At 70.7% G+C, this 25,467-nt stretch carries 25 protein-coding genes; 15 read left to right on the forward strand and 10 right to left on the reverse strand.

The window, feature by feature from the left end; all coding sequences use genetic code 11:
- The first annotated feature begins 2 nt into the window (after positions 1 to 2).
- The 4 genes from ACZ8ZB_RS32120 to ACZ8ZB_RS32135 all read left to right on the forward strand — a co-directional run bounded on the left by ACZ8ZB_RS32120 (position 3) and on the right by ACZ8ZB_RS32135 (position 2,665).
- Positions 3 to 596 (forward strand): LVIVD repeat-containing protein, encoded by a 594-nt coding sequence (locus tag ACZ8ZB_RS32120; RefSeq protein WP_470741082.1) that lies wholly within the window; start codon positions 3 to 5, stop codon positions 594 to 596.
- On the forward strand, positions 577 to 1,245 hold the full coding sequence (locus tag ACZ8ZB_RS32125) for an LVIVD repeat-containing protein (RefSeq protein ID WP_470741083.1): 669 nt from the start codon (positions 577 to 579) through the stop codon (positions 1,243 to 1,245). The genes ACZ8ZB_RS32120 and ACZ8ZB_RS32125 overlap by 20 nt, the downstream gene beginning before the upstream one ends.
- Before the next feature lie 3 nt (positions 1,246 to 1,248).
- Positions 1,249 to 2,049: an NADP-dependent oxidoreductase gene (locus ACZ8ZB_RS32130; protein WP_470741084.1), complete on the forward strand. Its 801-nt coding sequence runs from the start codon at positions 1,249 to 1,251 to the stop codon at positions 2,047 to 2,049.
- 88 nt (positions 2,050 to 2,137) lie between these two features.
- A complete protein-coding gene (locus ACZ8ZB_RS32135) occupies positions 2,138 to 2,665 on the forward strand; it encodes a YbhB/YbcL family Raf kinase inhibitor-like protein (RefSeq protein ID WP_470741085.1) in 528 nt (175 codons plus the stop codon).
- A 49-nt stretch (positions 2,666 to 2,714) separates the two neighbouring features.
- Here ACZ8ZB_RS32135 and ACZ8ZB_RS32140 read toward each other — a convergent pair whose 3' ends face one another.
- A complete protein-coding gene (locus tag ACZ8ZB_RS32140) occupies positions 2,715 to 3,644 on the reverse strand; it encodes a LysR family transcriptional regulator (RefSeq protein WP_470741086.1) in 930 nt (309 codons plus the stop codon).
- A gap of 113 nt (positions 3,645 to 3,757) precedes the next feature.
- Between ACZ8ZB_RS32140 and ACZ8ZB_RS32145 the strand changes: the two genes are divergently transcribed.
- From ACZ8ZB_RS32145 to ACZ8ZB_RS32180, 8 genes are all read left to right on the forward strand, one after another.
- Positions 3,758 to 4,546, forward strand: a complete 789-nt coding sequence (locus ACZ8ZB_RS32145) for a glycine betaine ABC transporter substrate-binding protein (protein ID WP_470741087.1) — start codon at positions 3,758 to 3,760, stop codon at positions 4,544 to 4,546.
- A 549-nt stretch (positions 4,547 to 5,095) separates the two neighbouring features.
- Positions 5,096 to 5,569 (forward strand): Dps family protein, encoded by a 474-nt coding sequence (locus ACZ8ZB_RS32150; protein ID WP_470741088.1) that lies wholly within the window; start codon positions 5,096 to 5,098, stop codon positions 5,567 to 5,569.
- 33 nt (positions 5,570 to 5,602) lie between these two features.
- On the forward strand, positions 5,603 to 5,848 hold the full coding sequence (locus tag ACZ8ZB_RS32155) for a DUF2630 family protein (RefSeq protein WP_106411649.1): 246 nt from the start codon (positions 5,603 to 5,605) through the stop codon (positions 5,846 to 5,848).
- 56 nt (positions 5,849 to 5,904) lie between these two features.
- Entirely contained in the window at positions 5,905 to 7,482 is a 1,578-nt protein-coding gene (zwf, locus tag ACZ8ZB_RS32160) for a glucose-6-phosphate dehydrogenase (RefSeq protein WP_470741637.1), read from the forward strand.
- Positions 7,479 to 8,414 (forward strand): glucose-6-phosphate dehydrogenase assembly protein OpcA, encoded by a 936-nt coding sequence (gene opcA / locus ACZ8ZB_RS32165; RefSeq protein WP_470741089.1) that lies wholly within the window; start codon positions 7,479 to 7,481, stop codon positions 8,412 to 8,414. The genes zwf and opcA overlap by 4 nt, the downstream gene beginning before the upstream one ends.
- Positions 8,407 to 10,056, forward strand: coding sequence for a glucose-6-phosphate isomerase (gene pgi / locus ACZ8ZB_RS32170; RefSeq protein WP_470741090.1), 1,650 nt, complete (start codon positions 8,407 to 8,409; stop codon positions 10,054 to 10,056). The genes opcA and pgi overlap by 8 nt, the downstream gene beginning before the upstream one ends.
- A 1-nt stretch (position 10,057) precedes the next feature.
- Entirely contained in the window at positions 10,058 to 10,936 is an 879-nt protein-coding gene (gene gnd / locus ACZ8ZB_RS32175) for a phosphogluconate dehydrogenase (NAD(+)-dependent, decarboxylating) (RefSeq protein WP_436996396.1), read from the forward strand.
- A gap of 6 nt (positions 10,937 to 10,942) precedes the next feature.
- Positions 10,943 to 11,563, forward strand: coding sequence for a histidine phosphatase family protein (locus ACZ8ZB_RS32180; protein ID WP_436998201.1), 621 nt, complete (start codon positions 10,943 to 10,945; stop codon positions 11,561 to 11,563).
- A gap of 74 nt (positions 11,564 to 11,637) precedes the next feature.
- Here ACZ8ZB_RS32180 and ACZ8ZB_RS32185 read toward each other — a convergent pair whose 3' ends face one another.
- The gene (locus tag ACZ8ZB_RS32185) at positions 11,638 to 13,026 is read right to left on the reverse strand and encodes a dihydrolipoyl dehydrogenase family protein (RefSeq protein ID WP_470741091.1); all 1,389 of its coding nucleotides are present in this window, start codon (positions 13,024 to 13,026) and stop codon (positions 11,638 to 11,640) included.
- Positions 13,027 to 13,289: 263 nt separating this feature from the next.
- Between ACZ8ZB_RS32185 and ACZ8ZB_RS32190 the strand changes: the two genes are divergently transcribed.
- Positions 13,290 to 15,329, forward strand: coding sequence for an AfsR/SARP family transcriptional regulator (locus ACZ8ZB_RS32190; RefSeq protein ID WP_470741092.1), 2,040 nt, complete (start codon positions 13,290 to 13,292; stop codon positions 15,327 to 15,329).
- Between the two features lie 224 nt (positions 15,330 to 15,553).
- On the opposite strand, the gene ACZ8ZB_RS32195 is transcribed toward ACZ8ZB_RS32190, so the two are convergent.
- From ACZ8ZB_RS32195 to ACZ8ZB_RS32230, 8 genes are all read right to left on the reverse strand, one after another.
- Positions 15,554 to 16,123: a TetR/AcrR family transcriptional regulator gene (locus tag ACZ8ZB_RS32195; protein ID WP_436996393.1), complete on the reverse strand. Its 570-nt coding sequence runs from the start codon at positions 16,121 to 16,123 to the stop codon at positions 15,554 to 15,556.
- 1 nt (position 16,124) lies between these two features.
- Positions 16,125 to 17,294, reverse strand: coding sequence for an MFS transporter (locus ACZ8ZB_RS32200; protein ID WP_470741093.1), 1,170 nt, complete (start codon positions 17,292 to 17,294; stop codon positions 16,125 to 16,127).
- A gap of 189 nt (positions 17,295 to 17,483) precedes the next feature.
- Positions 17,484 to 18,092: a flavodoxin family protein gene (locus ACZ8ZB_RS32205; protein WP_106411641.1), complete on the reverse strand. Its 609-nt coding sequence runs from the start codon at positions 18,090 to 18,092 to the stop codon at positions 17,484 to 17,486.
- Positions 18,093 to 18,314: 222 nt separating this feature from the next.
- The gene (locus tag ACZ8ZB_RS32210; RefSeq protein WP_470741094.1) at positions 18,315 to 19,184 is read right to left on the reverse strand and encodes an aldo/keto reductase; all 870 of its coding nucleotides are present in this window, start codon (positions 19,182 to 19,184) and stop codon (positions 18,315 to 18,317) included.
- Positions 19,185 to 19,228: 44 nt separating this feature from the next.
- Positions 19,229 to 19,948: a hypothetical protein gene (locus ACZ8ZB_RS32215; RefSeq protein ID WP_470741095.1), complete on the reverse strand. Its 720-nt coding sequence runs from the start codon at positions 19,946 to 19,948 to the stop codon at positions 19,229 to 19,231.
- A gap of 30 nt (positions 19,949 to 19,978) precedes the next feature.
- On the reverse strand, positions 19,979 to 20,821 hold the full coding sequence (locus ACZ8ZB_RS32220) for an alpha/beta fold hydrolase (protein WP_470741096.1): 843 nt from the start codon (positions 20,819 to 20,821) through the stop codon (positions 19,979 to 19,981).
- A gap of 533 nt (positions 20,822 to 21,354) precedes the next feature.
- Positions 21,355 to 21,594 (reverse strand): hypothetical protein, encoded by a 240-nt coding sequence (locus ACZ8ZB_RS32225; RefSeq protein ID WP_470741097.1) that lies wholly within the window; start codon positions 21,592 to 21,594, stop codon positions 21,355 to 21,357.
- Between the two features lie 261 nt (positions 21,595 to 21,855).
- A complete protein-coding gene (locus ACZ8ZB_RS32230) occupies positions 21,856 to 22,668 on the reverse strand; it encodes a DnaB-like helicase N-terminal domain-containing protein (RefSeq protein WP_470741098.1) in 813 nt (270 codons plus the stop codon).
- A gap of 12 nt (positions 22,669 to 22,680) precedes the next feature.
- Here ACZ8ZB_RS32230 and ACZ8ZB_RS32235 point away from each other — a divergent pair, with 12 nt between their 5' ends.
- Positions 22,681 to 23,523 carry an NAD(P)H-dependent flavin oxidoreductase gene (locus ACZ8ZB_RS32235; RefSeq protein ID WP_470741099.1) on the forward strand — a complete coding sequence of 281 codons (843 nt, stop codon included), beginning with the start codon at positions 22,681 to 22,683 and terminating at the stop codon, positions 23,521 to 23,523.
- Between the two features lie 20 nt (positions 23,524 to 23,543).
- Positions 23,544 to 24,665, forward strand: coding sequence for an XdhC family protein (locus tag ACZ8ZB_RS32240; protein ID WP_470741100.1), 1,122 nt, complete (start codon positions 23,544 to 23,546; stop codon positions 24,663 to 24,665).
- The last annotated feature ends 802 nt before the right edge of the window (positions 24,666 to 25,467 follow it).

Here is a 25,467-nt window from a genome sequence, read left to right on the forward strand (position 1 = left end):
CCGTGGCCGCCGCCACTCCCGCACCGGTGCTCAGCCGGGGGTTCGTGCCGGTCGGGCAATCCGACCAGGGCGGGCGACCGGACGCCATGCAGGTGCAGTACCACTGCGACCACGTCTACGTCGGCCACCTCTTCTCCGGCGGGTTCTCGGTGCTCGACGCGCGCAGCCCCCGCGACCTGCCCGTGCGCCGCTTCGAACCCGCGCCGCCCGGCACGTGGAACATCCACCTCCAGGCCGCGGACGACCTGCTGCTGGTCGTCCACGCCAAGGACCTGTGGGCCGAGTTCCGCGACGAGTCCCAGTACTACGCCGGCTCGGTCGGCAGCAGGCTGGTCGGCACCGCCCGCACCTGGAGCGCGGGCGTGGCCGTTTACGACATCGCCGACCCCGCCCGGCCGCGGCGCGTCTCCTTCCTCCCCGTCGACGGCATCGGCGTGCACCGGCTCTGGTACACGGGCGGCCGCTGGGCCTACGCCTCCGTCCTGCCCGACGGCTACACCGACTACGTCTTCGCCGTAATCGACCTGGCCGACCCGGTCCGCCCGCGCTGGGCGGGCCGCTGGCACCCTCCCGGGCATGCACACCGCGGGCGGTGAGACACCCGGCCGGGACGCGGCGAAGTGGCGCTACGCCCTCCACCACGCCATCGTCCACGGGGACACGGCCTACGCCTCCTGGCGGGACGGCGGCCTGACGCCTTTGGACATCAGCGACCGGGAGGCGCCCCGACTCATCGCCCACCGCACCTGGTCCCCGCCCTACGGCGGCGGCACCCACACGGCCCTGCCGCTACCCGGCCGGGAGCTGCTCGTGGTCGCCGACGAGGCGGTCGCCGACCGGCTCGCCGACGGCACGAAACACGTGTGGATGTTCGACATCCGGGAGCCCGCGAACCCGGTCAGCATCGCCACCTTCCCGCAGCCGGCCGAGGAGGACTACGGCACCAAGGGCGGGCACTTCGGCCCGCACAACCTGCATGAGAACCGGCCCGGCACCTTCGTGTCGGAGTACCTCGTCTTCGCCACCCACCAGAACGCGGGCCTGCGGGCGGTCGACATCACCGACCCCTACCGGCCGCTGGAGGTCGGGGCGTTCGTGCCCGGAGCGCCCGGCTGTTTGGTCGACCCTCGCCCCGGCCGCCCCCGGGTCGTGCAGACCGCCGACGTGACGGTCACCGACACCGGGCTGGTCTTCCTCACCGACTACAACGCCGGTCTGTACGTCGCCCAGTACGAAGGGATCTGAGCCGTGCGCGCCATCACGCAGCACACCTTCGGCGGGCCGGAGGTGCTCACCCTCGTCGAGCGTCCCGTCCTCGGACCGGGTCGTGCCGAGGCACTCGTCCGGGTCCGGGCGGCCGGGGTGAACCCGGTCGACTGGCAGACCCGGGCGGGTGGGGGAGTGGCCGCGCGGCTGGGCCCGCCGCCGTTCACCGTCGGCTGGGACCTGGCCCTGGTGCCCGCCCGGCTCGGCCTCGTCCACGCCGCCGCCCTGCCCCTGGCCGGACTCACCGCGTGGACCGCGCTGACCGCCAAGGCGGCCGTGCGCGCGGGGGACCGCGTCCTGATCCACGCCGCGGCCGGGGGAGTGGGACACCTCGCCGTGCAGATCGCCAAGTCGCTCGGCGCCCATGTCACCGGCACCGCCCGCGCGGAGAAGCACGACGTCGTCAAGGGCCTCGGGGCGGACGAGGTCGTCGATCACCGGACCACGCCGGTCGAGACGCTCACCGGTGGCTTCGACGCGATCCTCGAACTGGGCGGAGGAGACAACGCCGCCCGGTCCCTGCGGCTGCTGCGCCCCGGAGGCGTCCTCGTCGACATCGCCCACCACGCCCCGCGCGGCCTCGGCCGCGGCACCGGGCTGCGGGTGGCGACCATGCTCGTGAAGCCGGACCGCACCGCCCTGCAGGAAGTGGCCCGGCTGGCGGCGACCGGACACCTCGCCCCCGTGCTCGACCGCACCTACCCGCTGTCCGACGCCGCCACCGTGCACCGGCGGGGAGAGCGGCGCACCACCACCGGGAAGCTCGTGCTCACGGCCGAATGACCGTGCGGCACACGTCAGTCGGTCGACAGATCACCCGAAGCCGTGCCGCCGCAAGGATGGCCGGTGCAAGCCACTGAAAGGAACAGTCATGTCCACCCCCTACGACCTCATCGCGACGGTACCGTCGTTCACCGTCACCAGCGCCGACTTCGCCGACGGCGACGTCCTTCCCCTCGCCCAGGCCAGCGGCATCTTCGGAGCCGGCGGCGAGGACGTCTCCCCGCAGCTCGCCTGGTCCGGGTTCCCGGCGGAGACCAAGAGCTTCGTCGTCACCGTCTACGACCCCACCGCGCCGACGGGCAGCGGCTTCTGGCACTGGGCCGTCGCCGACATCCCGGCGACGGTGACCGAGCTGCCGGCCGGCGCCGGTGACGACCCGGCCGAGGGCCTGCCGGAGAAGGCGTGGCAGCTCGCCAACGACGCCGGGCTCAAGCGCTACCTGGGTGCCGCGCCGCCGGCCGGCCACGGCGAGCACGTCTACTACATCGCCGTGCACGCCGTGGACGTCGAGACCCTCGGACTTGACCGGGGCGCCACGCCGGCCTTCCTCGGCTTCAACCTCTCGGGCCACACCCTGGCCCGCGCCATCATCACCGCGCGCTTCTCCGCGAGCTGAGCCCGGCGGGCGCCGTCCCCCGCGCGGGCGGCGCCCGGTGGGCCGGCCTTCAGGAGGTCCGGGGCCGCAGACCCAGCCGCCGCGCCACGTGCCGGGGCATCAGGGCCGCGTGTTCCTCCAGCATGTCCAGGAAGGAGGCGGCGACGGAGTCCGGGCTGGTGCGGGTGTATCCGGTCAGGACCCGGGTGACCGGCGGGTCCGGACGCAGCACTGCCTCCGGGAAGTGGCGGGGGACGCTGCTGGCCGGCACCAGCGTGGGCCCCAGACCGCCGGCGGCGTACCCGACGGCGGCCGCCGCCTGTTCGGTGCGGACCGCGGCATGGGGCCGGAAGCCCGCCCGCGCGCAGGCGTCGTCGAGGAACCGCGCGAGCCCGCTGTCCGGGGTGAAGTGCACCCACGCCCGGTCGGCGAGGTCCGCCAGCCGTACGCGCGCCGCGGTCCCTGGACCGGTCAGGGGGTCGTCGGCGGCGGTGACCACCACGAACTCCTCGGTGCCGAGATGCCGGGCGGTGCCCTCCCACCGGTCGGGCAGCGGACCCACGGCGAGATCGGCGACGCCGGCCACCATGGCCTGGGCCAGCTCGTCCGAGCTCCGGTACTCGAACAGGCGGACCCGGACGCCCGGGTGCCGCTTGCGCCAGAGGCCGAGGACGGCGGGCAGCACGCCGGCGCTGACGGAGTACAGCGTGGCCAGATGGAGTTCGCCCGTGGACACACCCGCCGCGCGGCGTGCGGAGAGCGTGGCCCGGCCGGCCTCGGCGAGGGCGGCGCGGGCGTGCGGGAGCATGGACCGTCCGGCGGACGTCAGCCGCACCCCGCGGGGCAGACGTTCCAGCAGGGGGCCGCCGACCTCCCGTTCCAGAGCCAGGAACTGGTGGGAGAGCCCCGGCTGCGTCACGTTCAGCCGCTCTGCGGCCCGCGTGAACGAGCCAGCGTCCACGATCGCCACCAGATACTCTAGTTGTCGCAAAGTCGCCATGTGTTCAGCATATGGGTCGCATGAAAAACATGTCTTGGACTTATGAGTTGGGGACGGCACAGGATCGTGGGCGCCGCGCACACCCGCGCTCACCGGATCGTCGAAGGGTTGCCATGTCCGAGTACCGAAACGATGCCATCGTCACCGTGGGCAACATCGCGCTCTCCTTCCACCGGGCGGCCGCCGCGGTCACCTGCCGCATACTGGAGAAGCACGGCCATCAGGTGCACAGTGTCGAGGCACCGCACGAGCGCATGTTTCGCCTCCAGGAAGAAGACGCGGTGGACGTCCTGGTGTCGGCCTGGCTGCCGTCCAGCCATGACATCTACCTCTCCCGGTACACCGACCGCGTCCGCGTACTGACGCCGCACTACGAGCCGTACTGTGTCTGGGCGGTACCGCCGTACGTGCCCGAGGAGGCGGTCGGCGAGGTGGCGGACCTGCTCCGGCCCGAGGTGGCGGAACGGATGACGACCACCATCCAGGGCATCAACCCGGGGGCCGGCATCAGCCGCTTCTCCGCCCGGATGGTCCGCGAGTACGGCCTGGACCGGGCGGGATACGGGTTCATGCCGGGCACCGAGATCGACTTCGTCGCCCGTGTCGACCGGGGTGTCGCCGACCGGGAGTGGTTCGTCGTCCCGCTGTGGCGGCCCCAGTACCTGAACCGGCTGCACGGACTGCGGACCCTCGCCGAACCGAAGGGGCTGCTCGGCACCGTCGACGGCGCCGCCCCCGTCGTCACGCACGAGGCGCTGGACCGGATCGACCCCGCCGCCGTCGCCGAGCTGGACGCCCTGCACCTGAGCAACGAGGGCGTGGAGGAGATCGACAGCCTCATCAACGTGGACGGTCTCACCCCCCTGGAGGCGGCCGACCGCTTCCTCGCCGCACGGCGTTGACGAGCGACCCCGACCCGCAGGATTCCAAGACACGTGTGTGAGAGGCGTGCACTGCTCAACCCTCTGGGAGCGGCTGCCTCGACTCCGGCCCTCGCGGCGGGAGCAGCGATCAGTGCGTCCGGCTCCGTCTCGGCCGCCGACTCCCGGCTGGGTGACGCTCCGTTCGCAGGGCAACAACCATTCTTTCATCATGTGGGGCACCGTGAACCGGCACCCAGGACAACGACCTGGCCCCCGCGGGCGCCTGTCGCACGTCGGGCGCCCCGGCCACCACCGTGTCGATGAAGGTCTATGGCGTGCACAACACCAACTCCGACATCGGTGCTGCCGGCGGCCCCGGGTAGGTCGAGGGAGCAGGCGTTCGGCGTTCTCCATCCACAGGTGAGAGCCGCCGTTCCGTGTGCCTCGGCCCCTCCCCGTGACTGCTCACGCGGACCGTAAGTCAATCGACGGATCGCCACCGGACGGCCCGCCGAAAGGATGGGCGGGCAACGCTCGGCCGGCCGGCGACCACCGGAGGCCGGGTACACACATCGCGAGGAGTCCACCATGAGCATCATCTCCAGTCCACTGCCGGACGCGGAGCGCGCAGTGACCGGAACGGCCCTTCAAGGCATCCTGGTCGACCTGCTCGACCTCTCCCTGGTGGCCAAGCAGGCCCACTGGAACCTCTACGGACCGCGCTTCCGCACCATCCACCAGCAACTGGACGAGGTGGTCACCACCGCACGCGACTACGCGGACCAGGTGGCCGAGCGGGCCGCGGCCCTGGGCATCAGCCCGGACGGGCGGGCCGCGACCGTCGCGGCCGGCAGTGGGCTCCCGGGCTTTCAGCAGGGGTGGATCACCGACGACGACGCGGTAGAGGCACTGGTCCGTTCCTTCGCCGTTCTCATCGACCGTCTGCGTGCGCGGATCGAGGCCACGGGGACGGCCGACCCAGTCACCCAGGACCTGCTGATCGGGCTCACGGCCGAGATCGAGAAGCAGAGCTGGATGTTCCAGGCGGAGAACCGAGGCTGAACCGGCGGCACGAGCTGCCCGAGGAGAGGAATCATGAAGAACCCCGAGATCCTGCACCGGATCAGCGAAATGGCGGACGAGGAGCGCAGGTTGCGCGACTCCTTCGCCACCCGCGGCTTCGGAGGACCGGCAGAGCGGAGCCGACTGGGCGAGCTGGAGCGCGAGTTGGACCAGTGCTGGGACCTGCTGCGGCAGCGCAGGGCCAAGACGGAGTTCGGGCAGGACCCCGACGAGGCCCACACCCGGCCCCAGTCCGTGATCGAGGGATACGAGTCCTGAGCACCGGGCACACCTGCGTCCCGGCCCACCGACACCACCCAGGAGCCACTGTGAACATGCCCCCCAGGGGCAGGCATCCCTCATCGACCGGTCATACCGCGGCCCCCACACCTGCGAGCGGCAATCCGCTGCGTGACCCCGCCGACCGACGGCTCCCGCGTATCGCGGGGCCGTCGGGCCTGGTCATCTTCGGTGTGACGGGCGACCTGTCCCGCAAGAAGCTGATGCCGGCCGTGTACGACCTCGCCAACCGGGGCCTGCTGCCGCCGGGCTTCTCGCTGGTGGGGTTCGCCCGCCGGGAGTGGGCGAACGAGGACTTCGCCCAGGAGGTCCACGACGCGGTCAAGGAGCACGCCCGCACCCCCTTCCGCGAGGAGGTCTGGCAGCAGCTCGTCCAGGGCATGCGCTTCGTGCAGGGCACGTTCGACGACGACGAGTCGTTCGAGCGGCTGCGCTCCACGATCGAGGAGCTGGACAAGGCGCAGGGCACGGGCGGGAACTTCGCCTTCTACCTGTCGGTGCCGCCGCGTTCCTTCCCGGTGGTCATCCAGCAGCTGAAGAAGCACGGGCTGGCCGACCAGAGGGACGGTTCCTGGCGCCGTGCGGTGATCGAGAAGCCGTTCGGGCACGACTTGAAGTCGGCCGAGGAACTGAACGCGATCGTCCACGAGGTCTTCGCCCCGGACCAGGTCTTCCGCATCGACCACTACCTGGGCAAGGAGACGGTCCAGAACATCCTGGCGCTGCGCTTCGCCAACACGATGTTCGAGCCGATATGGAACCGGTCGTTCGTCGACCACGTGCAGATCACCATGGCCGAGGACATCGGCATCGGCGGCCGGGCCGGTTACTACGACGGCATCGGCGCCGCCCGTGACGTCATCCAGAACCACCTCCTCCAGCTCATGGCGCTCACCGCGATGGAGGAACCGGCCTCCTTCGGCGCGGACGCGCTGGCGGCGGAGAAGACCAAGGTGCTCGGTGCCGTGCGGCTGCCGAAGGACCTGGGCCGGGACACCGTGCGCGGGCAGTACGCGGCCGGCTGGCAGGGCGGCGCGAAGGCGGTCGGGTACCTGGAGGAGGACGGCATCGACGCCTCCTCGAAGACCGACACCTACGCCGCGATCAAGCTGGGCATCGACAACCGCCGCTGGGCGGGCGTCCCCTTCTACCTGCGCACCGGCAAGCGGCTGGGCCGCCGGGTCACCGAGATCGCGGTGGTCTTCCAGCGGGCTCCGCACTCCCCCTTCGACACGACGGCCACCGAGGAGCTCGGCTCCAACGCGATCGTCATCCGCGTCCAGCCGGACGAGGGCGTCACGGTCCGGTTCGGCTCCAAGGTGCCGGGCACGTCGATGGAGATCCGGGACGTGTCGATGGACTTCGCCTACGGCGAGTCGTTCACCGAGTCCAGCCCGGAGGCGTACGAGCGCCTGATCCTGGACGTCCTGCTCGGCGACTCCAACCTCTTCCCGCGCACGGAGGAGGTCGAGCTGTCCTGGAAGATCCTCGACCCGATCGAGGAGTACTGGGACACCAACGGCAGGCCGGCCCAGTACCCGGCCGGGACGTGGGGACCCGTCGAGGCGGACGAAATGCTCGAGCGAGACGGACGGAGCTGGCGCCGGCCATGAAGACAGACCTCACGGACACCACGGCCAGCAAGATCAACAAGGCGCTGGTGAAGGCCCGCCGGGCCATCGGCACACCGGCCGTCGGCATGGTGCTCACGCTGGTCATCGTCACGGACGAGGAGAACGCCTACGACGCGCTGAAGGCGGCCGGCGACGCCTCCCGCGAGCACCCCTCGCGCACGCTGGTCGTCATCAGACGACAAGCCCGGGGGACCCATGACTGCCCACGTCCCCGCCTGGACGCGGAAGTCCGCCTCGGCGCGGAGGCCGGCACCGGTGAGACGGTCGTGCTGCGCATGTACGGCGACGTCGCGCAGCACGCCGAATCGGTCGTCCTGCCGCTGCTGCTCCCCGACGCGCCGGTGGTCGTGTGGTGGCCGGTCAACGCCCCGGACAACCCCTCCAAGGACCCACTGGGCGCGCTCGCGCAGCGCCGGATCACCGACCTGTACGCGGTCGAGAACCCGATGGAGACCCTGAGCAAGCGGGTGAACGCTTACGCCCTCGGTGACACCGACCTCGCCTGGACCCGGCTGACGCTGTGGCGCTCGACGCTGGCCGCCGCCTTGGACCAAGCACGGATGAGGGTCACCTCGGCGACCGTGGAGGCCGAGGCTGGCAACCCGGCCGCCGAGCTGCTGGCCCGCTGGCTGGAGGCCCGGTTGCACGTCAGCGTGGAGCGTGCGGTCAGCGACGGTCCGGCCGTCACCGCCGTACGGCTGGACACCGCCGCAGGCGAGATCGTCGTCGACCGGCCCGAGGGTCCGGTGGCCACGCTGACGCTCCCTGACCAGCCGCCGCGCACGCTGGCGCTGAAGGTCCGCTCCACCGCAGAACTCATCGCCGAGGAACTCAGGCGCCTCGACGCGGACGAGATGTACGCCGTCGCCCTGCGCGGCGAAGGCACCGAGGAGACCCCCGTTCATGTCTGACGCCCCCGAGCTCACCCGCCGCCCCGAGTGGACGGCCCTGGAGGACCACCGCGCCGAGGCTCCGCTTCGGCCGGACCTGCGTGAGCTGTTCGACGCCGATCCCTCGCGCGCGGAACGCTACGTCGTGCGCGTCGGGGACCTGCACATCGACTACTCCAAGCACCTCGTCACCGACGAGACCCTGGCCATGCTCCAGGAACTGGCCACCGCGACCGGTGTCTTCGACCTGCGTGATGCCATGTTCCGCGGTGAGCGGATCAACGTCACAGAAGACCGGGCCGTGCTGCACACCGCGCTGCGCGCCCCGCGGGACGCGGTGGTTGAGGTCGACGGGGAGAACGTCGTCCCGGCCGTGCACGCCGTGCTCGACAAGATGGCCGACTTCGCCGACCGGGTCCGCTCCGGAGAGTGGACGGGCCACACCGGCAAGCGCATCCGCAACGTCGTCAACATCGGCATCGGCGGCTCCGACCTCGGTCCCGCCATGGCCTACGAGGCGCTGCGCGCCTTCACCGACCGCGACCTGACCGTCCGCTTCGTCTCCAACATCGACGGCGCCGACCTGCACGAGGCCACCTGTGACCTTGACCCGGCCGAGACGCTGTTCATCGTTGCGTCCAAGACGTTTACCACGATCGAGACGATCACCAACGCCACCTCCGCCCGCGCCTGGCTGCTCGACGCACTCAAGGACGACACATCGGTCGCCAAGCACTTCGTGGCGCTGTCGACCGACACCGAGAAGGTCGCCGGCTTCGGCGTCGACACGGCCAACATGTTCGGTTTCTGGGACTGGGTCGGCGGACGCTACTCCTTCGACTCCGCGATCGGTCTGTCCCTGATGATCGCCGTCGGCCCGGACGCCTTCCGGGAGTTGCTCGACGGCTTCCGTATCGTCGACGACCACTTCCGCACGGCGCCCGCCGAGGCCAACGCCCCGCTGCTGATGGGCCTGCTCGGAGTCTGGTACGGCAACTTCATGGACGCCCAGTCGCAGGCCGTCCTGCCCTACTCCCACTACCTGTCGAAGTTCACCGCCTACCTCCAGCAATTGGACATGGAGTCCAACGGCAAGTCCGTTACCCGGGACGGGCAACGAGTGCGGTGGCAGACGGGTCCGGTGGTGTGGGGCACGCCCGGCACCAACGGGCAGCACGCCTACTACCAGTTGATCCACCAGGGTACGAAGCTGATCCCGGCGGACTTCATCGGCTTCGCCCGCCCGGTCGCCAAGCTGGACGAGCGGCTCAAGGCCCAGCACGACCTGCTGATGGCCAACTTCTTCGCCCAGACCCAGGCCCTGGCCTTCGGTAAGACCCCCGACGAGGTCCGCGCCGAAGGCGGTGCCAAGGAGCTGGTACTGCACAAGACCTTCCGAGGCAACCACCCCACCACCACGATCCTGGCGACTGAGCTGAACCCGTCGGTGCTGGGCCAGCTGATCGCGCTCTACGAGCACAAGGTGTTCGTGCAGGGCGCCGTGTGGAACATCGACTCCTTCGACCAGTGGGGCGTCGAACTCGGCAAGGTCCTCGCCAAGCGCGTCGAACCCGCCCTCACCACCGGCGCCGATGTCCCCGGCCTCGACCCGTCCACTGCCGCGCTGGTGGCCGCCTACCGCGAGCTGAAGGAAGATCACTGACATGGAACTAGGCATTGTCGGCCTCGGCAAGATGGGCGGCAACATGCGCGAGCGGATCCGCCGCGCGGGCCACACCGTCCTTGGATACGACCGCAACCCGGACCTCGCCGATGTCCACAGCCTGCGGGAGCTTGTGGACAAGCTCAGCGGCCCCCGTGTGGTGTGGGTGATGGTTCCGGCGGGCGGGCCGACCCAGTCCACGATCGACGAGCTCGCCGAGCTGCTCGAGCCGGGGGACGTGGTGGTGGACGGCGGGAACTCCCGCTGGACGGACGACGAGAAGCACGCCGAGGAGCTGGCGGCCAAGGGCATTGGCTTCGTCGACTGCGGTGTCTCGGGCGGCGTGTGGGGCCTGGAGAACGGCTATGCGCTGATGTACGGCGGGCACGCCGAGAACGTCGCCAAGGTGCAGCCGGCGTTCGACGCCCTCAAGCCGGAGGGCGACTTCGGCTCGGTGCACGCGGGCAAGGTCGGCGCGGGCCACTTCGCGAAGATGGTCCACAACGGCATCGAGTACGCCATGATGCAGGCATACGCCGAGGGCTGGGAGCTGCTGGAGAAGGTCGACTCGGTGACCGACGTCCGGGAGGTGTTCCGCTCCTGGCAGGAGGGCACCGTCATCCGCTCCTGGCTGCTCGACCTCGCGGTCAACGCCCTGGACGAGGACGAGCACCTGGACGGGCTCCGGGGTTTTGCACAGGACTCCGGTGAGGGACGCTGGACTGTGGAGGCCGCCATTGACAACGCGGTCCCGCTGCCGGCGATTACCGCCTCGCTGTTCGCGCGGTTCGCCTCCCGTCAGGAGGACTCGCCGCAGATGAAGATCATCGCGGCACTGCGGAACCAGTTCGGCGGGCACGCCGTCGAACAGGCCGGGTGAGTGACGGTGGGAGAGCTGCTGCTGATCCGGCACGGTGAGACCGAGTGGACGCGCTCGCGCAGGCACACCAGCTTCACCGACGTCCCCCTCACCGCGGCGGGTGAGGCGCAGGCGCGTGCGCTGGAGCCGCTGCTGGCTGGTCACCGGATCGGCGAGGTGCTGGTGAGTCCGGCACGGCGTGCCGTGCGCACCGCGTTGCTGGCGGGTCTGACACGGCTGACGGAAGACACCGACCTCCGCGAGTGGGACTACGGCGGCTACGAGGGCGTCACCACCGTGGACATCCACCGCAGTCGTCCCGGCTGGAGCCTGTGGACCGACGGTGTGCCGCAGTCCTCGGACGGCCGTCAAGGGGAAGGCCCCGACGCGGTCGCCGCGCGTGCCGACCGGGTGCTCGCTCGGGTGGAGCCGTGGCTGGCCGCCCCGGACGCGCAGGACGTGGTCCTCGTCGCCCACGCCCACTTCCTGCGAGTCCTCACCGCCCGGTACCTCGGTCTCCCGGCCTCCGCGGGCAGTCTGTTCGTCCTGGGGACCGGATCGCTGTCCAGACTCGGCAGGGAACACGGAAGAGCCGCGCTCATGGCGTGGAACACCACGGGCACGGCCGTACCCCAGGCCGTGGGCTGACCGGCGAGGGTCAGACGGTCCGAAGGGGCGGCCGCGAGCCCACGGCTCGCGGCCGCCCCTTCGGGCTGCTGGCGTTAGTCCGTCCAGGTGGTGAAGAGGGCGTTCAGTCCCTCGGCCATGGTCGGATGGGCGATGAGGCCGTCGCGCAGCGCAGTGTACGGCAGCCCGGCCCACATGGCCGTCTGCACCACGGTCAGGACCTCGGAGGACTCCGGACCGAGCAGCGCCACGCCGAGGATCTCCTCGGTGTCGCGGTCCACGACCGCCTTCCACAGGCCCCGGGTGTCGCGCAGGGTCCGGGACCGGGGAATGGCCTTGACCGGCAGCTTCGCGACCCGTATGTTCCGGCCGGTGGCGCGGGCCTGGGCCTCCGTGAGGCCCACGCGGGCCAGCTCCGGATCGGTGAACAGGTTCCAGGGGATCAGCCGCCGTGAGGTGCTGCGGGTGCCGCCGGCGATGTTCTCCTTCACGACGCGGTAGTCGTCGAGGGAGACGTGGGTGAACTGCGGGCTGCCCGCCACGTCCCCCACGGCCCAAGTGTGCGGCGCGTCGGTGGCCAGCCGGTCGTCCACCCGGATGAAACCGCGTGCGTCGGTGCGTACGCCCGCCGCGTCCAGTCCCAGCCCGGCGGTGACCGGGTCACGGCCGGTTGCCGCCAGAATGTCGTCCGCGACCAGGGACCGGCCGTCGTCCAGGAGCAGCCGTAGGCCGTCCTCCTCGCGGACGACCTCCTTGACGGTGACACCCCTGACCATCTCCACGCCGTCCTCGCGCAGGTACTCGGCGAGCACCTCTGTGATGTCCGGATCCTCCTGGGGGAGCAGGGTGAGGTTGCGGTCGAGCACGGTCACCCGACTGCCGAAAGCGGCGAACATCTGCGCGAACTCTAGACCAACGTAACCGCCGCCGATCACCACCAGCCGTTCCGGTATGCGGTCGAGCTGCTGGATCGTCTCGCTGTTCAGCGCTCCGGCCTCGGCCAGGCCGGGGACTGGTGGCAGGTGTGGCACGGTCCCGGTGTTGATCACGACGTCCGCGCCCCGCACGAAGCGGCGCCCGCCGTCGTTCAGGCGGACCTCTACCGTCCGCTCTGCGACGAAGCGGGCCTCCCCCAGAACGAGGTCCATTCCGCTGTCGAGGAACTGGCGGTGGTTGAGGTCGACCATCTCCGAGACCACGCCCTCCTTGTGGGAGCGCAGGAGCCGCAGGTCGACCTCCAGCTTGCCCAGGTTCAGCCCCAGCGACTCGGCCGTGGCCGCGCGGCGGGCCAGTCGGGCGCTGGTGACCAGGGCCTTGGTCGGGATGCACGCCACATTGATGCAGGTGCCGCCGATCATGCCGCGTTCGACCATGACCACCTTGCGGCCGGCCCGGGCGGTGTCCATGGCCAGCGTCTTGCCGGCCTTGCCCCCGCCCACCACCAGCAGGTCGACGTCCTCCACGACGTCCTCGGTACCGATCATCGGCGTGCACTCCCTCAGAGGTGTTACGAACGGACAGTGGACGGCTCTCCCGGTGGTTCCGGTCGACGGCCGTCAGGTCCCAGCGTCACCCCGACGCCGCCTGCCGCGCATCGGTCACATGACTCGTCTCCCCTGGTCTGCCGAGGAGCGGCGGCGTTGAGTCATCCGACCGATGCGGGCCCCCGGTCCGGCGCCCTACGTTGGCCCGGCCGCCGGAGTTCCGCATGCGGCGGGCGGTACGGGAGCAACGAGCGGAGGCCGTCATGACCATGCACCCGAGGGGCGCGACGACCGGCGGGCCGGCCGGGGAACCGGGAGCCGTCGGACCCAGCGTCCGTTTCACCGTCCTCGGCCCGGTACGGGTATGGGCGGAGGGTGTAGAACTGCCCACCGGGCCACGGCAGCAACGGCTCGTCCTGGCGGCGCTGCTGGCACGGGCCGGACGCCCGGTGTCCCTGGAGGAACTCGTCGCTCTGCTCTGGGAGGAGGATCCGCCCGCCAGCGCGGCCAATGCCGTGCACCGGTACGTCGGTGCGCTGCGCCGCCTGCTCGAACCGGGGCTCCCGGCCCGTGCGCCGGGCCGGTGGTTGGTCCGCCGGGCCGGCGGTTATCTGCTGCGGGTCGGTCCGGACGAACTGGACTTGCTGGCCTTCCGGCACCTGGTGCGGCGGGCCCGTGCGGCCGCGGACGCCGACGAGGCGGTGGACCTGTTCGTCGCGGCGTTGGAGCAGTGGCGGGGCCGGTGCGCGGCGGACGTCGTGACCGCGGACCCGGTGCCGCGGGTCTTCTCCTCGGTGGATCACGAGTACGTCGCCGCCGTGTCGGCGGCTGCGACCGTCGCCCTGGGCTGCGACCGGCCCGGAGCCGTCCTCCTGGCGGCACGCCAGGCGGTGGAACGGCAGCCGTTCAATGAGCAAGTGCTGGCCCGGACGATGCTCCTGCTCACCGCCGACGGCAAACAGGCCGAGGCGCTCACGCTCTACCACCGCTTCCGCGCCGACCTGAAGGAGGCGCTGGGACTGTCACCGGGAAGGGACGTGCGCGCCGCCTACGACCGGATCCTGCGCGAACCCCGGGAGCCAGGGCCACCGGCTGCGAACGCCGGCCCGGTGACTCCCGCCGCCACCCTCCGGCAGGTCCGTCCGGAAGCGCCGGTACCGCACCATCCGGCGCTCGCCCAACTCCCCGCTGACCTGCCCTGTTTCACGGGACGTACCGAACTCCTGGAGCAGGCGGCGCGCTTCGCGGCGGCCGACGACGGCGCGCTGCGCGTGCTGGCCGTGGACGGCATCGCCGGCGTCGGCAAGACCGCTCTCGCCGTCCACCTGGCGCACCGGATCGCCGCCCGCTTCCCGGACGGCCAGCTCTTCGCCGACCTCGGCGGGTTCGCTTCGGCCGACGGCCCGGCCGAAGCGGGCGAGGTACTGACCGGCTTCCTCGCGGCACTGGGGGTAGACCGCACCCGTGTCCCCGCTCGGACGGACGCCAGGGCCGCGCTGTTCCGCAGCGTGCTGGCCACCCGAAGGGTCCTGGTGGTGCTCGACAACGCCCACGACGCGGACCAGGTAAGGCCGTTGCTGCCCGGCTCGGCCCGGTGCGCGGTCCTGATCACGAGCCGTCGCAGGCTCACGGACCTCGCCACCATGAACGGCGCCCGGCTGATGTCGCTGGACGTTCCCTCCGCACAGGAGGCGGCCGACTGCTTCGTCCAACGGGTGGGCACCGGAGGCCCCGTCACGGACGCCGCAGCAATCTCCGACATCGTCGAGCGCTGCGGCCGGCTGCCGCTGGCCCTGGGCATCGTGGCCGCCAGGGCGACGGCCTACCCGGACGTGCCGCTGCGGCGGATCGCCGACGAACTGGCGGCGGCCGGGGAGAACCTCGAAGCGTTCAGCGACAACGACCGGGACAATCCGGTCCGCGCCGCCTTCTCCTGGTCGTACCGCCCCCTGGGATCCGACGCGGCCCGGCTGTTCCGCGCTCTGCCACGGCACGGGCGGGGGAGGCTGAGCACCGCGGAGCTGACGCGTCTCGTTCCCGTGCCGGCCCATGTGGCCGCCGAGGCCGTCGCCGCACTGGTGCGTGCCCGGCTGCTGACGCCTGTACGGCCGGACCGGTACGACGTGCATCCGCTGGTCCTGGCGTACGCGGCGGAGCTGGCCCGCGAGAGCCGGCGGCGGACGGGCGCCGCCCGGACCGCACGGGCCGGTGCCGGACGCGTCGTGATCCCATCCGCCGGACGGCGTGCGCGCTCCGGCCGCGCCCCGGCGGCGCTGCCGCGGGTCAGGCCGGCGCTTCGCTGACTGCTGCTGCCGCGACGCTACGGCTGCGGGCGTCACCGCCGTACCGCTGCGCCTGCCGATTCGACCGAACCCGTGGCTGTCCGCAACGGACGGTGGGCGCAGTACCACGGTGGTGCCTGGTGCCGGCCTGCCCCACGGTGACTGGACCTGCCGGGCCGTGCGTGCACCGGGCGCCCGGGGAACACGTGTGGGTGAAGAGTGTGCCGCACGCCGGTGCCGGAGTGTCAGGCGCGCAGGGCGTCCAGGGCGATGGCGACCTCGTCGGCGACGGAGGACTGGTCCCCGACCACCTTAGCCCGCAGCGTAGCGCCCTCCAGGAGGTCGAGCAGGAAGACCGCGAGAGCGGCGGGCGACCGGTCCGCCGTGATCTCCCCAGTGGCCTGCCCTTCGGCGATCGTCCCCGTCATCGCCTCCGTCCAGCTGTCCAGGGCCTCGCGCACGCTCTCCCGTACGCGCCGCCCCGCGGTGGCACCGTCGCCGGCGAGGGTGCCGAGGAGGCATCCGAACTCCACGCCCGAGGCGCGGACGCGGTCGATCTGTCCGGTGAGGTGCCGGTGCAGCCGCTCCAGGGCGGGGCCTTCGTCGCTCAGAGTGGAGAAGTCGGTGGCCCTCGCGTATCGTGCCACGATCTCCGCGGCCAGGTCCTGCTTGCCGGTGAAGTGGTTGTAGAACGACCCCTTGGGCACACCCGCCGCCTCGGTGATGTCCCGCACGCTGGCCGCGTTGAAGCCCTTGCGGCGGAACACGTCCTCGGCGTGCTCGATCAGTTGTTCCCGCACGCTCACACGTGGCATGTCAGCCTCCTTGGACGAGGTGCGGGCTGCCCGCCCGGCGCGCCCGCCGGGCGAGGGAGAGAGCGGCTGTCGCGGCGAGCAGGGCGACGGCGGCGCCGTAGGCGACCACCGTGGTGGGCAACGGAATGAAGTCGGTCGCGAGACCGGCCAGTAGGACCGGTACCCCGTAGGCGGTGTACGCGATGAGGTAGACCGCGGCGAAGAGGCCGCCGCGGTGGGCGTTGCCGGCGGTGGGGCCGAGGATGCGCAGAGAGGAGCCGAACGCCGCGCCCTGTCCCGAACCGCCCGTGAGGGCACCGGCGATGACGAGCGGGAGGCTGGACGCCGCGACGCCGGCGCCCGCCAGTACGGCGCCCGTGAGGAGCAGCATCGCGCCTGCGCGGGTGGCCGCCGTGGCCGGCATACGGCCGAAGGCGATGCCCGCGACGGCCGCGGCCATGGGCTGCAGCGCGACGATCACGCCGTTCACCGCCCCGCTGTGGATGCCGAAGACCTGGCTGTCGAAGGAGGGCGCCAACCCCAGGAAGAGGCCGGAGAACATCCAGCCGGCCGCGACGAGCGGCGCCAGCGACCAGAACCAGCCGCGGGCCGGCCGGACGACGTTGATCTGTGGACGCAGGGAGGCCAGGGCACCTGGACGGCGATCCGCTGTCTCAGGAACGGTGAGCACCGAGACGATGCCGTAGAGCAGGACGAGGGTGAGGCCAAGGAAGACGACCGCGGTGGGGTGGTCGGTGAACTCCACCGCCAAACCTGCGAAGAGCGCCCCCAGGGCGAGACCGCCGACCGGGGCAGCGCTGGTCAGCACGGTCATCAGGGGCAGTCGGTGAGGGCTGGCGAGTTCGATGATCGCGGCGGTGAAGGTGCTCGTGGCCGCGCCGGTCGCCATGCCCTGGACGGCGCGGGCCGCGATGATCCAGCCGATACCGTCGGCGGCGAGGAACAGCCCACTGGTCACCAGCAGCAGAAGCATGGCGACGACCAGCACCGGACGGCGGCCGATGTGATCGGAGGCCGATCCGGCGACCAGCAGGGTGGCCAGGAGGGTTACCGCGTAGACGGTGAAGGCCGCCGTCAACTCCCAGTCGGAGAAACCCCACTGGCGTTGGTAGAGCACGAAGAGGGGACTGCCGGCCCCCGCTCCGAAGGCGACGGCGACAGAGGCGGCCACGACGCCCCACGTCGACAGAGGGCTGCCCCGACCGTCGGGCCCCTCGGATGCGGAGGTGCGCGGTCCGACCGGTGCCGGCCGAGGTGTCATGGGCGTCACTGCAGGGAGCTTCACGGCGTCTCCTCGCGGTCGTCGTTCCGGAAGGGAACGGGTGGTGGCCTGCCGCGGTCGGCAGGCCACCACCCGGGGTCAGGCGGCGACGGAGAGGGCGCGGCGGCCGGCGCTGATCGTCGCGGCGTGACGGGCCACCCGCGCGCCCAGGTACTCGGCGGTGGCGATGTCCGCGGCGTGGACGGTGTCGGTTCCGCCGTCCATCGGGGTCTGGGCACCGGCCCCGGCCCAGAAGCCGAGACGGTTCAGGTCGTTCTCCGATGCGGTGGTGCTGTTCCAGCCGGGGGCCAGGCCCAGGCTGACCCAGAGCATCTGGTGCTGGGCCGCCAGGGCGGCGAAGAAGGCCAGGGTGTTGCTCTTGTCGCCGCTCTTGGACGCGGAGTTGGTGAAGCCGGCGGCGAGCTTGTCAGCCCAGCGTCCTTCGATGAACCGACGGCTGGTGGCCTCGGCGAAGGCGTGGAAGCCGGCCGAGGCGCCGCCCATGTACGTGGGGGAGCCGAAGATGATCGCGTCCGCGTCGTCCAGCTGCTGCCACTGCTCCTCGCTGATGTCGTCGACGTTCACGAAGGCCACGTCGGCCCCGGCTCCGGCGATGCCGCGCCGTACGGCTTCGGCCAGCACCGCGGTGTGTCCGTAGCCGGAGTGGTACGCGACGGCGACGGTGGGGCGGGTCGTCGATGCGGTCATGGTGCAGCTCCTTGAACAGAAAGAGGGTGGGTGAAGAGTTCCGGCCGGTCAGGAGCGGTGGCGCACCACCGCCCCTTCAATATGACCGGTCGTCTTAGAATGGTCAAGTGGCCAAGCGAGGCAGAACGGTTTCAGAAACCGGTCAGGGTCACGCCGCCGTCCAGCCCGGCACCTTGAGGATGCCGTCCGGCGGCGCTCCGGCTGACCTGGTGGCCGACCGGGTCAGCCCCGTGCGAAGGGGTGGCTCAGGGCCTCGAAGTCGGCCTGTGACAACTCCAGCGCGGCGGCCGCCACGTTGTCCTCCAGGTGCGCCACCGACGAGGTGCCGGGAATCGGCAGCACGACGGGTGAGCGGCGCAGCAGCCAGGCCAGGGCCGCCTGGGACGGCGAGGCGCCCAGCCGGTCCGCGATCCGGGTGAGCGGGCCGCCCGGACTCGCGAGCTGCCCGGTGGCCAGCGGGAACCAAGGCAGGAAGGCGATGCCGTTCGCCTCCGCGTACCGCACGACCTCCTCGGAGTCGCGTTGCGCCACGTTGTAGAGGTTCTGCACGGAGGCGATGGGGACGATCGCCTGGGCGCGGTCCAGATCCTCGACGCCCACCTCGGAGAGCCCGACATGGGCGACTTTGCCTTCGTCGCGCAACTCCCGCAGGACGCCGATCTGCTCCTCGAAGGGCACGGCGGGGTCGATGCGGTGCAGCTGGAAGAGGGGGATGCGCTCCAGGCCGAGTCGGCGCAGGCTGGACTCCGCCTGCCGCCGTAGGTATTCGGGCCGCCCGTTCGACCGCCACTGGCCGGGACCTGGACGGGTCAGGCCGGCCTTCGTGGCGATCACCAGGTTCTCCGGGTATGGGTAGAGAGCCTTGTGGAGAAGTTCCTCCGCCGCGCCGGGACCGTAGGAGTCGGCCGTGTCGAAGAGCGTCACGCCGAGTTCCACGGCGCGACGCAGCACACGCACGCCCCGCTCCTGGTCGGGGAAAGGACCCCATACACCGGGACCGGTCAGCTGCATGGTGCCGTAACCGAGCCGGTTCACCTCCAGCTCGCCGCCGAGGACGAACGTCCCGGAGGACGTCGCTGAGATGCTGTTCATGGTGGTGCTGCCTTTCTGAGGATCGGGAAACCGGGAAGCGACGGTCAGGAGACCGTCACGTCCTCCAGCCGGACCGACACGACCAGTGGGTCGGGGACCTTGTGTCCCCTCTCGTCCCGGCTGTAGATCATCCGGGTGGTCGGAATGACCAGTCCGGAGACCTCCCGGTGGCCGGAGACGTAGTGGGCCGCGGGCGTGGAGCCGGCGATCTCCACGCTGTAGTCACGCCGTCTGATCAGCCCTGAGCCGTCGACGTACAGGGTCTGTTCGGTGCTGAGCGTGGCGATGCTGTCGGGGAAGACCACGTGCAGGCGGCGGAAGGTCTCGCCCTCCTCGGTCCAGGCGCCGATCTCCTCGGTGCGCACGCCCGGGAAGGTGAGGGAGAGGGGCTCGGCCAGGTAGGTCCACATCGCGCTGCCGGAGAAGTAGGCGAGCTGGAGCCGGCTCCACGGGGTCATCAGGTCGTGGCCCGCGAACGAGGTGCGCGGATCGAGGAGTTCCTCGACGGCCCTGCCGTCGGTGTCCTCCACCGCGACCCGGTCCGCCGTGAACGACGTGTGGTGGCCGTCCTGGAAGAAGGGGTCCTGCCGGACGTACTGGCGGCGTAGCCCGACGGTGACGTCCACATCGTCAAGGGCTCCCGGATGGCCCTTCATCCCCCACAGGGCGCCGCCGAAGAACTGGCGGGCGTGGATCTCGTTCGCCTCCTCCCAGCGGGCGCGGCCTCCGTGGGCGTCGAGGACGGTGCTGAGCAGATCGGACATGGTGATGCTCCTGGTGCGTGTGGGATGGAATCAGCCGAGGAACGCGTTGACGTCCTTGGCCACGTCGTGCGGGTACTGGAACAGCGACGCGTGTGCTGCGTCCGGGTAGATGCGGATGCGCGCGTCCGGTATGAGACCGGCCATTAGGTGGCTGGCCTTCGTCGGGATCATCAGGTCGTCGTCGCCCTGGACGATCAGGGTGGGGGCCTGGATGCCGGTCAGCCGCTGGAGGGCCGAGTGGTCGGGGACGCCCCACTCCAGTACGGCGTCGTACTGGGCGTCGCGCGAGGTGAGACTGCTGGGCACGTCCCGGTCCTCGGTGCGCGCCATGAAGCGGCCGAGGAACTCGATCCCCTTGGCCTGGCTGGTCTCGGTGTGCGCGAAGAAGATGTACAGCAGGTCCTCGCCGGTCGGCTCCTTCGCACGGGCGCGGTCCTCGATGTCCTTGCGCCAGCCGTGCATTCCCGGCGCGCCCTTCGGACCGGTGCCGGCCAGCACCAGGCGCCGGATCAGGCGGGGTCGCACCAGCGCGATATCCTGGGCGGCGAAACCACCGAGGGAGAAGCCCAGGAGGTCGATCCGCTCCAGGCCGAGGGCGACGGTGAAGTCGATGATCTGCCGTGCCAGTTCGGCGACGGTGCGCGCCGGTGTCCCGGTCGAGGAGCCCACCCCGGGGTAGTCGACGAGGATGACCTCGCGCTCCGCCGCCAGGGCGTCCACGAGCGCGGGGTCCCAGTTGTCGAGGTTGCCGGTGAAGTGCTGGAGCATCACCAGCGGCGCCGGGCCGCCGGTACCCAGCCTGCGGTAGGCGTAACGGACACCGTCCGCCTCGACGAACCGGGTGGGCGCGGTGTGATGCGTCACGGGGGACATGACTTCTCCTTGGCGGGCCGTGTGCGATGAGGGGCCGACTGCGGCCACCGCTCCAGCATCAGCGGCAGAAGTGGAAACTTTGTGGCCCGCTTCTTGACGCCGGGCGGTGGGCGGACGCGGATCACACCGGCGGTCGCTGCCCGTGAGGCGGTGGTGTGCGCAGGCGGATGTCCCCGGGCCGGGCCCCAGCCTCGTGCGTACCCTTCCCGACCGGGCCTGGCCCCGGATGCCGGAGACGGGATGCCGCCTCGTGGGCGACAGGATCGCGCTGCGGGCGCGGAGAACCGATATCTGCTCCGCGAGGACCGCCGCGGGTGCCTCGTGGCGTCATATCCGGATGTTCCAGGCAGTTCAGTGCAGTGCTGAGAATTAACGGGCCATAGACCGTCAGGGCGCTACTGCCAGCTGGGTTACGGCTCTTGCCAAGCTGCTGTCCGTGTCCTTTTGGTGGCCCGCTATATGACTTGTGGCTAGTGATGGGTTCCTCTTTCGCTAGGTATGGGGACTGCTGCATGATCGGGTGACAGCGGGGTCTAGGCAGTCAGAGCTGTGGGTGGGGTCATGATGGTCTCGTACTTGACGGGGGCCAATCGGGCCAAGCGTTTCTGGCGCCGGTGGTAGATGCGCTTGATCCAAATCACGATCGCGAGCCGCAGCTCCTGGTGGGTGGCCCGGGCACGGCGGTTGAGGACGTTCTTCTGCAACAGCGCGAAGAAGCTCTTCATTGCGGGGTTGTCACCCGCCGCACCGACCCGGCCCATCGAGCTGGCCATGCTGTGACGGACGAGAGCGGCGACGAACTTCCGTGACCGGTTGAATCCACCACCCTTCGGGGGACCGAGGATCGCAAAAGGATTACGGGGTGGAGTGGCAACCATCGCGCTGGCGGTCGCCTCCTGGGGTGGTTGAGGGCCGCAACATGGTGATGCAGGTAACTGGCAGAAATGACGGTTTCTAGCGGTCGTCTTCCGGGACGGCCGAGAATTTTCTCTGTCGGCAGTCGGCGACTGAAGTCCGACCGCCGACGGTCGGAGTCAGCGGGAGATGCGAGCGGTGGGCGCTGCGATGGCCCGTGGCGGTCCGGCTCGGGGCGGAGCCGCGACTTTGGTACGCGGGGGACGGTTGTTAGGAGGGGCTGGCGAGGTGGCGTGGTCCCAGCGGGTACGGAGCGCGTTGAGATTGGCCAGGGCACGCCGGCTGCCGATGACGAGCTGGTATGGGGTGGTCGCCGAGCTGTCGGTGTATGCCTCGATGCGGCGTCCGGTCTCGTGGGCTGTCGTCAGGAGGGCGCGTTGGAGTATGCGCTCTCCCCAGTACCGCGGGCAGCCGGCTCCGGCAGAGAGGAGGCTGATGATGTCGGCGGGTTCTGTTCCGGCGGTGAGGAGACCGTTTTGCTGGGCCTCCCACAGCACGGTGACCGGGTCGACCGGGGCCGCCTGCCGGGTCAGGGTGGTCAGGCACTGCCACAGGCCGGCGTGCAGCGGGAGGGTGAGGTCGTCCGCGGTCAGCCATCGCATCTGCTCCACTTCGGCGGGGTGAGCGGTCGCCGTGGCGAGCAGTAGTCGCTCCTCGTCCTGGGCTTCTTCGGAGACCTGGTGCGCCTCCGTAGGTCTGGGACGGAGGGTACGCGGCAGTGAACCGGGGTGGGGGCGGAACCGGGCTGAGAGTGCTTCCAGGAGGTCGGAGAGGGTGGCGGCTTCCGCCAGAGTCGCGTTGACGGGGTTGGGCAGGGTGGGGTCCGTCGCGGTCCGGGCGAGGCGCTGGGCGTGGGTGCGTAGTACCCGGCGGGCATGATCGGCCTCCACCATCTGTGCGTAGGCGGATGCATGGTGTGGCCACGGGCACATCTGGACCAGGATGTGGAGGTAGGAGGCATTCAGTCCGCGGGTCTGCTCGCGGGCAAAGCTGAGCACCAGCCGTTCGGCGTCAACCTGACCATCCTGCCGTCGATCAACCCGCCCCCGTACGACGAGTACCGGCGCGCGATCATCGAATCCGGCGTGAAAGTCGTCGAGACCGCCGGTTTCAACCCCGCGGAACACCTCCCGGAGTTCCGCGCCCACGGGGTGAAGGTGCTGCACAAGTGCACCAGCGTCCGGCACGCGGTGAAGGCCGAGAAGATCGGCGTCGACGGGGTGAGCATCGACGGGTTCGAGTGCGCCGGCCACCCAGGTGAGGATGACATCCCCGGCCTGGTCCTCATTCCCGCGACCACGCAACGGGTGTCCATTCCGGTGATAGCCTCCGGCGGCTTCACGGACGGACGCGGTCTGGTGGCCGCCCTCGCCCTGGGCGCCGAGGGCGTCAACATGGGCACCCGCTTCCTGTGCACCGCGGAATCCCCCGTGCACCGGCGCGTCAAGGAACAGATCGTCGCCAACAGTGAACTCGACACCGAGTTGATCTTCCGCCCCCTGCGCAACACCGCCCGGGTCGCGAGCAACTCCGTCAGCCGGAAGGTCGTCGACATACTCCACGACGGAGGGGAGTTCCCGGACGTACGGGACCTGGTTGCCGGCGCTCGGGGGCGCAAGGTGTTCGAGGACGGGGACTTGGACGCCGGCATCTGGAGTGCCGGCCTGGCCCAGGGCCTCATCGACGACATTCCGACCGTCGGGGACGTCGTGCGGCGCATCGTGGCGGAGGCTGAGGAACTGATCACCGGACGGCTGGCCGCTGTTCGTCGGGCGTCGTCGGCCTGAACCGACCAGGAGGCCGGAAGATGCTGGACGTCGCCGAGGAGCTGGACCGGTGGGTCGGGCAGGGCCGTGACTTCGCGGTGGCCACCGTGGTGGCGGTCGGCGGCAGCGTGCCCCGCCGGCCCGGAGCCGCGCTCGCGGTGGACGCCGACGGCGCGGCGATCGGCTCGGTCTCGGGCGGTTGCGTGGAGGGCGCGGTGTACGCGCTGTGCGAGCAGGCGCTGAGGGACGGCGACACCGTCGTGGAGCGCTTCGGCTACAGCGACGAGGACGCCTTCGCCGTGGGTCTGACCTGCGGCGGGGTCATCGACATCCTGGTCGCCCCGGTACGGGCGGCGGATCCCGCCCGCCCGCTGCTCGCGTCCGCGCTCGCCGCCGCCGCGCAAGGGGAGGCGGTGGCGGTGGCGCGGATCGTGAGCGGACCGGCGGAGCTGACGGGCCGCGCACTGACGGTCCGCCCGGACGGCTCGTACGAGGGCGGCTTCGGCGACCGTCCGGAGCTGGACCGCACGGTGGCCGCCGAGGCGGGCGTCTTCCTGGACGCCGGCCGCACCGGCACCCTGGAGATCGGGGAGGGGGGTTCGCGTTGCGGAGCACCGCTCACCCTGCTGGTCGAGTCCTCGGTCCCCCCACCCCGGATGATCGTCTTCGGTGCGGTCGACTTCGCGTCGGCGCTGGTCCGGGTGGGCAAGTTCCTCGGCCACCACGTCACGGTGTGTGACGCGCGGCCCGTCTTCGCCACGAAGGCCCGCTTCCCCGAGGCCGACGAGATCGTCGTCGAGTGGCCGCACGAGTACCTGGAGCGCACGCCGGTCGACGCGCGCACGGTGCTGTGCGTCCTGACCCACGACGCGAAGTTCGACGTGCCGCTGCTGCGGCTGCCGGTGGCGTACGTCGGTGCGATGGGCTCCCGCCGCACCCACCTGGACCGCACCGCCCGCCTGCGCGAAGCCGGCCTGACCGAACCGGAGCTGGCCCGCCTGCGGTCACCGATCGGCCTGGACCTGGGCGCCCGCACCCCGGAGGAGACGGCGCTGTCCATCGCGGCGGAGATCGTCGCGAGCCGGCGCGGCGGCAGCGGCGTGCCCCTCACCGGGGCCCGCACCCCGATCCACCACGACAGCGCGTCCGGGCCGGTGGCCTGAGCGATCTGCTGGACACGGCGACACCACGTTCGGTGCGTACCGGGCTTACGGGTCCGTTCTCCTCTTCTGCGTCGCATCGAGAGAGCGGCGGGGAAAGGTGATCCCTGTCAGTTCTTCGGACACCTGCCACAGGCGGCGCGCCACCTCGGCGTTCTTCGCCCTGGCCGCGAGGGCGGGCACAGGAAGGCCGGGCTCAGGCCGGAGGCAACGATCGGTGCATCCCCTTGCAGTTCCTGCCTGGGCGCGGTGATGAGGGACTGTAAATCGTTCGGCTCTGTCGCACATTCGGTGGTGACGGGTCGTGAACGTTGAGCATCTCTTCCTTGCGGGAAAGTGCGGCTGGCGTTCTGGCCTCGATGTCTCGATATGGAAGACAGCGCACTGAGTCGCCGGCCTTGTCGTGTCGAACTCTCACGGTCGGACACCAAGTTCATCGGTCGATTCCCGGTGAACGTCGAATGCAGGGCGCAGGTCTGCGGTTTCATGACCGATTGGCTGTCCGTCGTCTTCATGACTTACCGTCACCACCCTGTGTGGGGTAGAGTTGTTCATTTGGCAGACTCAGCACCGGGTGCGTCGAAAGCACTGCCTCGGAGTAGTCGGCTCTCGAAATTCCGATCAGCGAGTGGGGCGCCGCAGCCACTAAATGTGGGTGGGCACAGCACAACCTCCCAGTCAAAAGCGTCTCATTGGCGGCAACGTGCTGCACCAAACCATGGACGGCGATGACAGGCGTGAGATGGCGTGCGCGAAATTCGAGAAGAAGCCGGAGATTTTGGGCGATTCTTATGGCGAGCGCCCG

It is taken from the genome of Streptomyces sp. 12E (assembly GCF_055633275.1).

Excerpts from the sequence above, each read along its gene's own strand:
- ACZ8ZB_RS32125 (WP_470741083.1), top strand. The coding sequence starts at position 577 with ATGCACACCGCGGGCGGTGAGACACCCGGCCGGGACGCGGCGAAGTGG.
- ACZ8ZB_RS32135 (WP_470741085.1), top strand. The coding sequence starts at position 2,138 with ATGTCCACCCCCTACGACCTCATCGCGACGGTACCGTCGTTCACCGTC.
- ACZ8ZB_RS32140 (WP_470741086.1), bottom strand. The coding sequence starts at position 3,644 with ATGGCGACTTTGCGACAACTAGAGTATCTGGTGGCGATCGTGGACGCT.
- ACZ8ZB_RS32145 (WP_470741087.1), top strand. The coding sequence starts at position 3,758 with ATGTCCGAGTACCGAAACGATGCCATCGTCACCGTGGGCAACATCGCG.
- ACZ8ZB_RS32150 (WP_470741088.1), top strand. The coding sequence starts at position 5,096 with ATGAGCATCATCTCCAGTCCACTGCCGGACGCGGAGCGCGCAGTGACC.
- ACZ8ZB_RS32155 (WP_106411649.1), top strand. The coding sequence starts at position 5,603 with ATGAAGAACCCCGAGATCCTGCACCGGATCAGCGAAATGGCGGACGAG.
- zwf (WP_470741637.1), top strand. The coding sequence starts at position 5,905 with ATGCCCCCCAGGGGCAGGCATCCCTCATCGACCGGTCATACCGCGGCC.
- opcA (WP_470741089.1), top strand. The coding sequence starts at position 7,479 with ATGAAGACAGACCTCACGGACACCACGGCCAGCAAGATCAACAAGGCG.
- pgi (WP_470741090.1), top strand. The coding sequence starts at position 8,407 with ATGTCTGACGCCCCCGAGCTCACCCGCCGCCCCGAGTGGACGGCCCTG.
- gnd (WP_436996396.1), top strand. The coding sequence starts at position 10,058 with ATGGAACTAGGCATTGTCGGCCTCGGCAAGATGGGCGGCAACATGCGC.
- ACZ8ZB_RS32185 (WP_470741091.1), bottom strand. The coding sequence starts at position 13,026 with ATGATCGGTACCGAGGACGTCGTGGAGGACGTCGACCTGCTGGTGGTG.
- ACZ8ZB_RS32190 (WP_470741092.1), top strand. The coding sequence starts at position 13,290 with ATGACCATGCACCCGAGGGGCGCGACGACCGGCGGGCCGGCCGGGGAA.
- ACZ8ZB_RS32195 (WP_436996393.1), bottom strand. The coding sequence starts at position 16,123 with ATGCCACGTGTGAGCGTGCGGGAACAACTGATCGAGCACGCCGAGGAC.
- ACZ8ZB_RS32205 (WP_106411641.1), bottom strand. The coding sequence starts at position 18,092 with ATGACCGCATCGACGACCCGCCCCACCGTCGCCGTCGCGTACCACTCC.
- ACZ8ZB_RS32210 (WP_470741094.1), bottom strand. The coding sequence starts at position 19,184 with ATGAACAGCATCTCAGCGACGTCCTCCGGGACGTTCGTCCTCGGCGGC.
- ACZ8ZB_RS32215 (WP_470741095.1), bottom strand. The coding sequence starts at position 19,948 with ATGTCCGATCTGCTCAGCACCGTCCTCGACGCCCACGGAGGCCGCGCC.
- ACZ8ZB_RS32220 (WP_470741096.1), bottom strand. The coding sequence starts at position 20,821 with ATGTCCCCCGTGACGCATCACACCGCGCCCACCCGGTTCGTCGAGGCG.
- ACZ8ZB_RS32225 (WP_470741097.1), bottom strand. The coding sequence starts at position 21,594 with ATGGCCAGCTCGATGGGCCGGGTCGGTGCGGCGGGTGACAACCCCGCA.
- ACZ8ZB_RS32230 (WP_470741098.1), bottom strand. The coding sequence starts at position 22,668 with ATGTGCCCGTGGCCACACCATGCATCCGCCTACGCACAGATGGTGGAG.
- ACZ8ZB_RS32240 (WP_470741100.1), top strand. The coding sequence starts at position 23,544 with ATGCTGGACGTCGCCGAGGAGCTGGACCGGTGGGTCGGGCAGGGCCGT.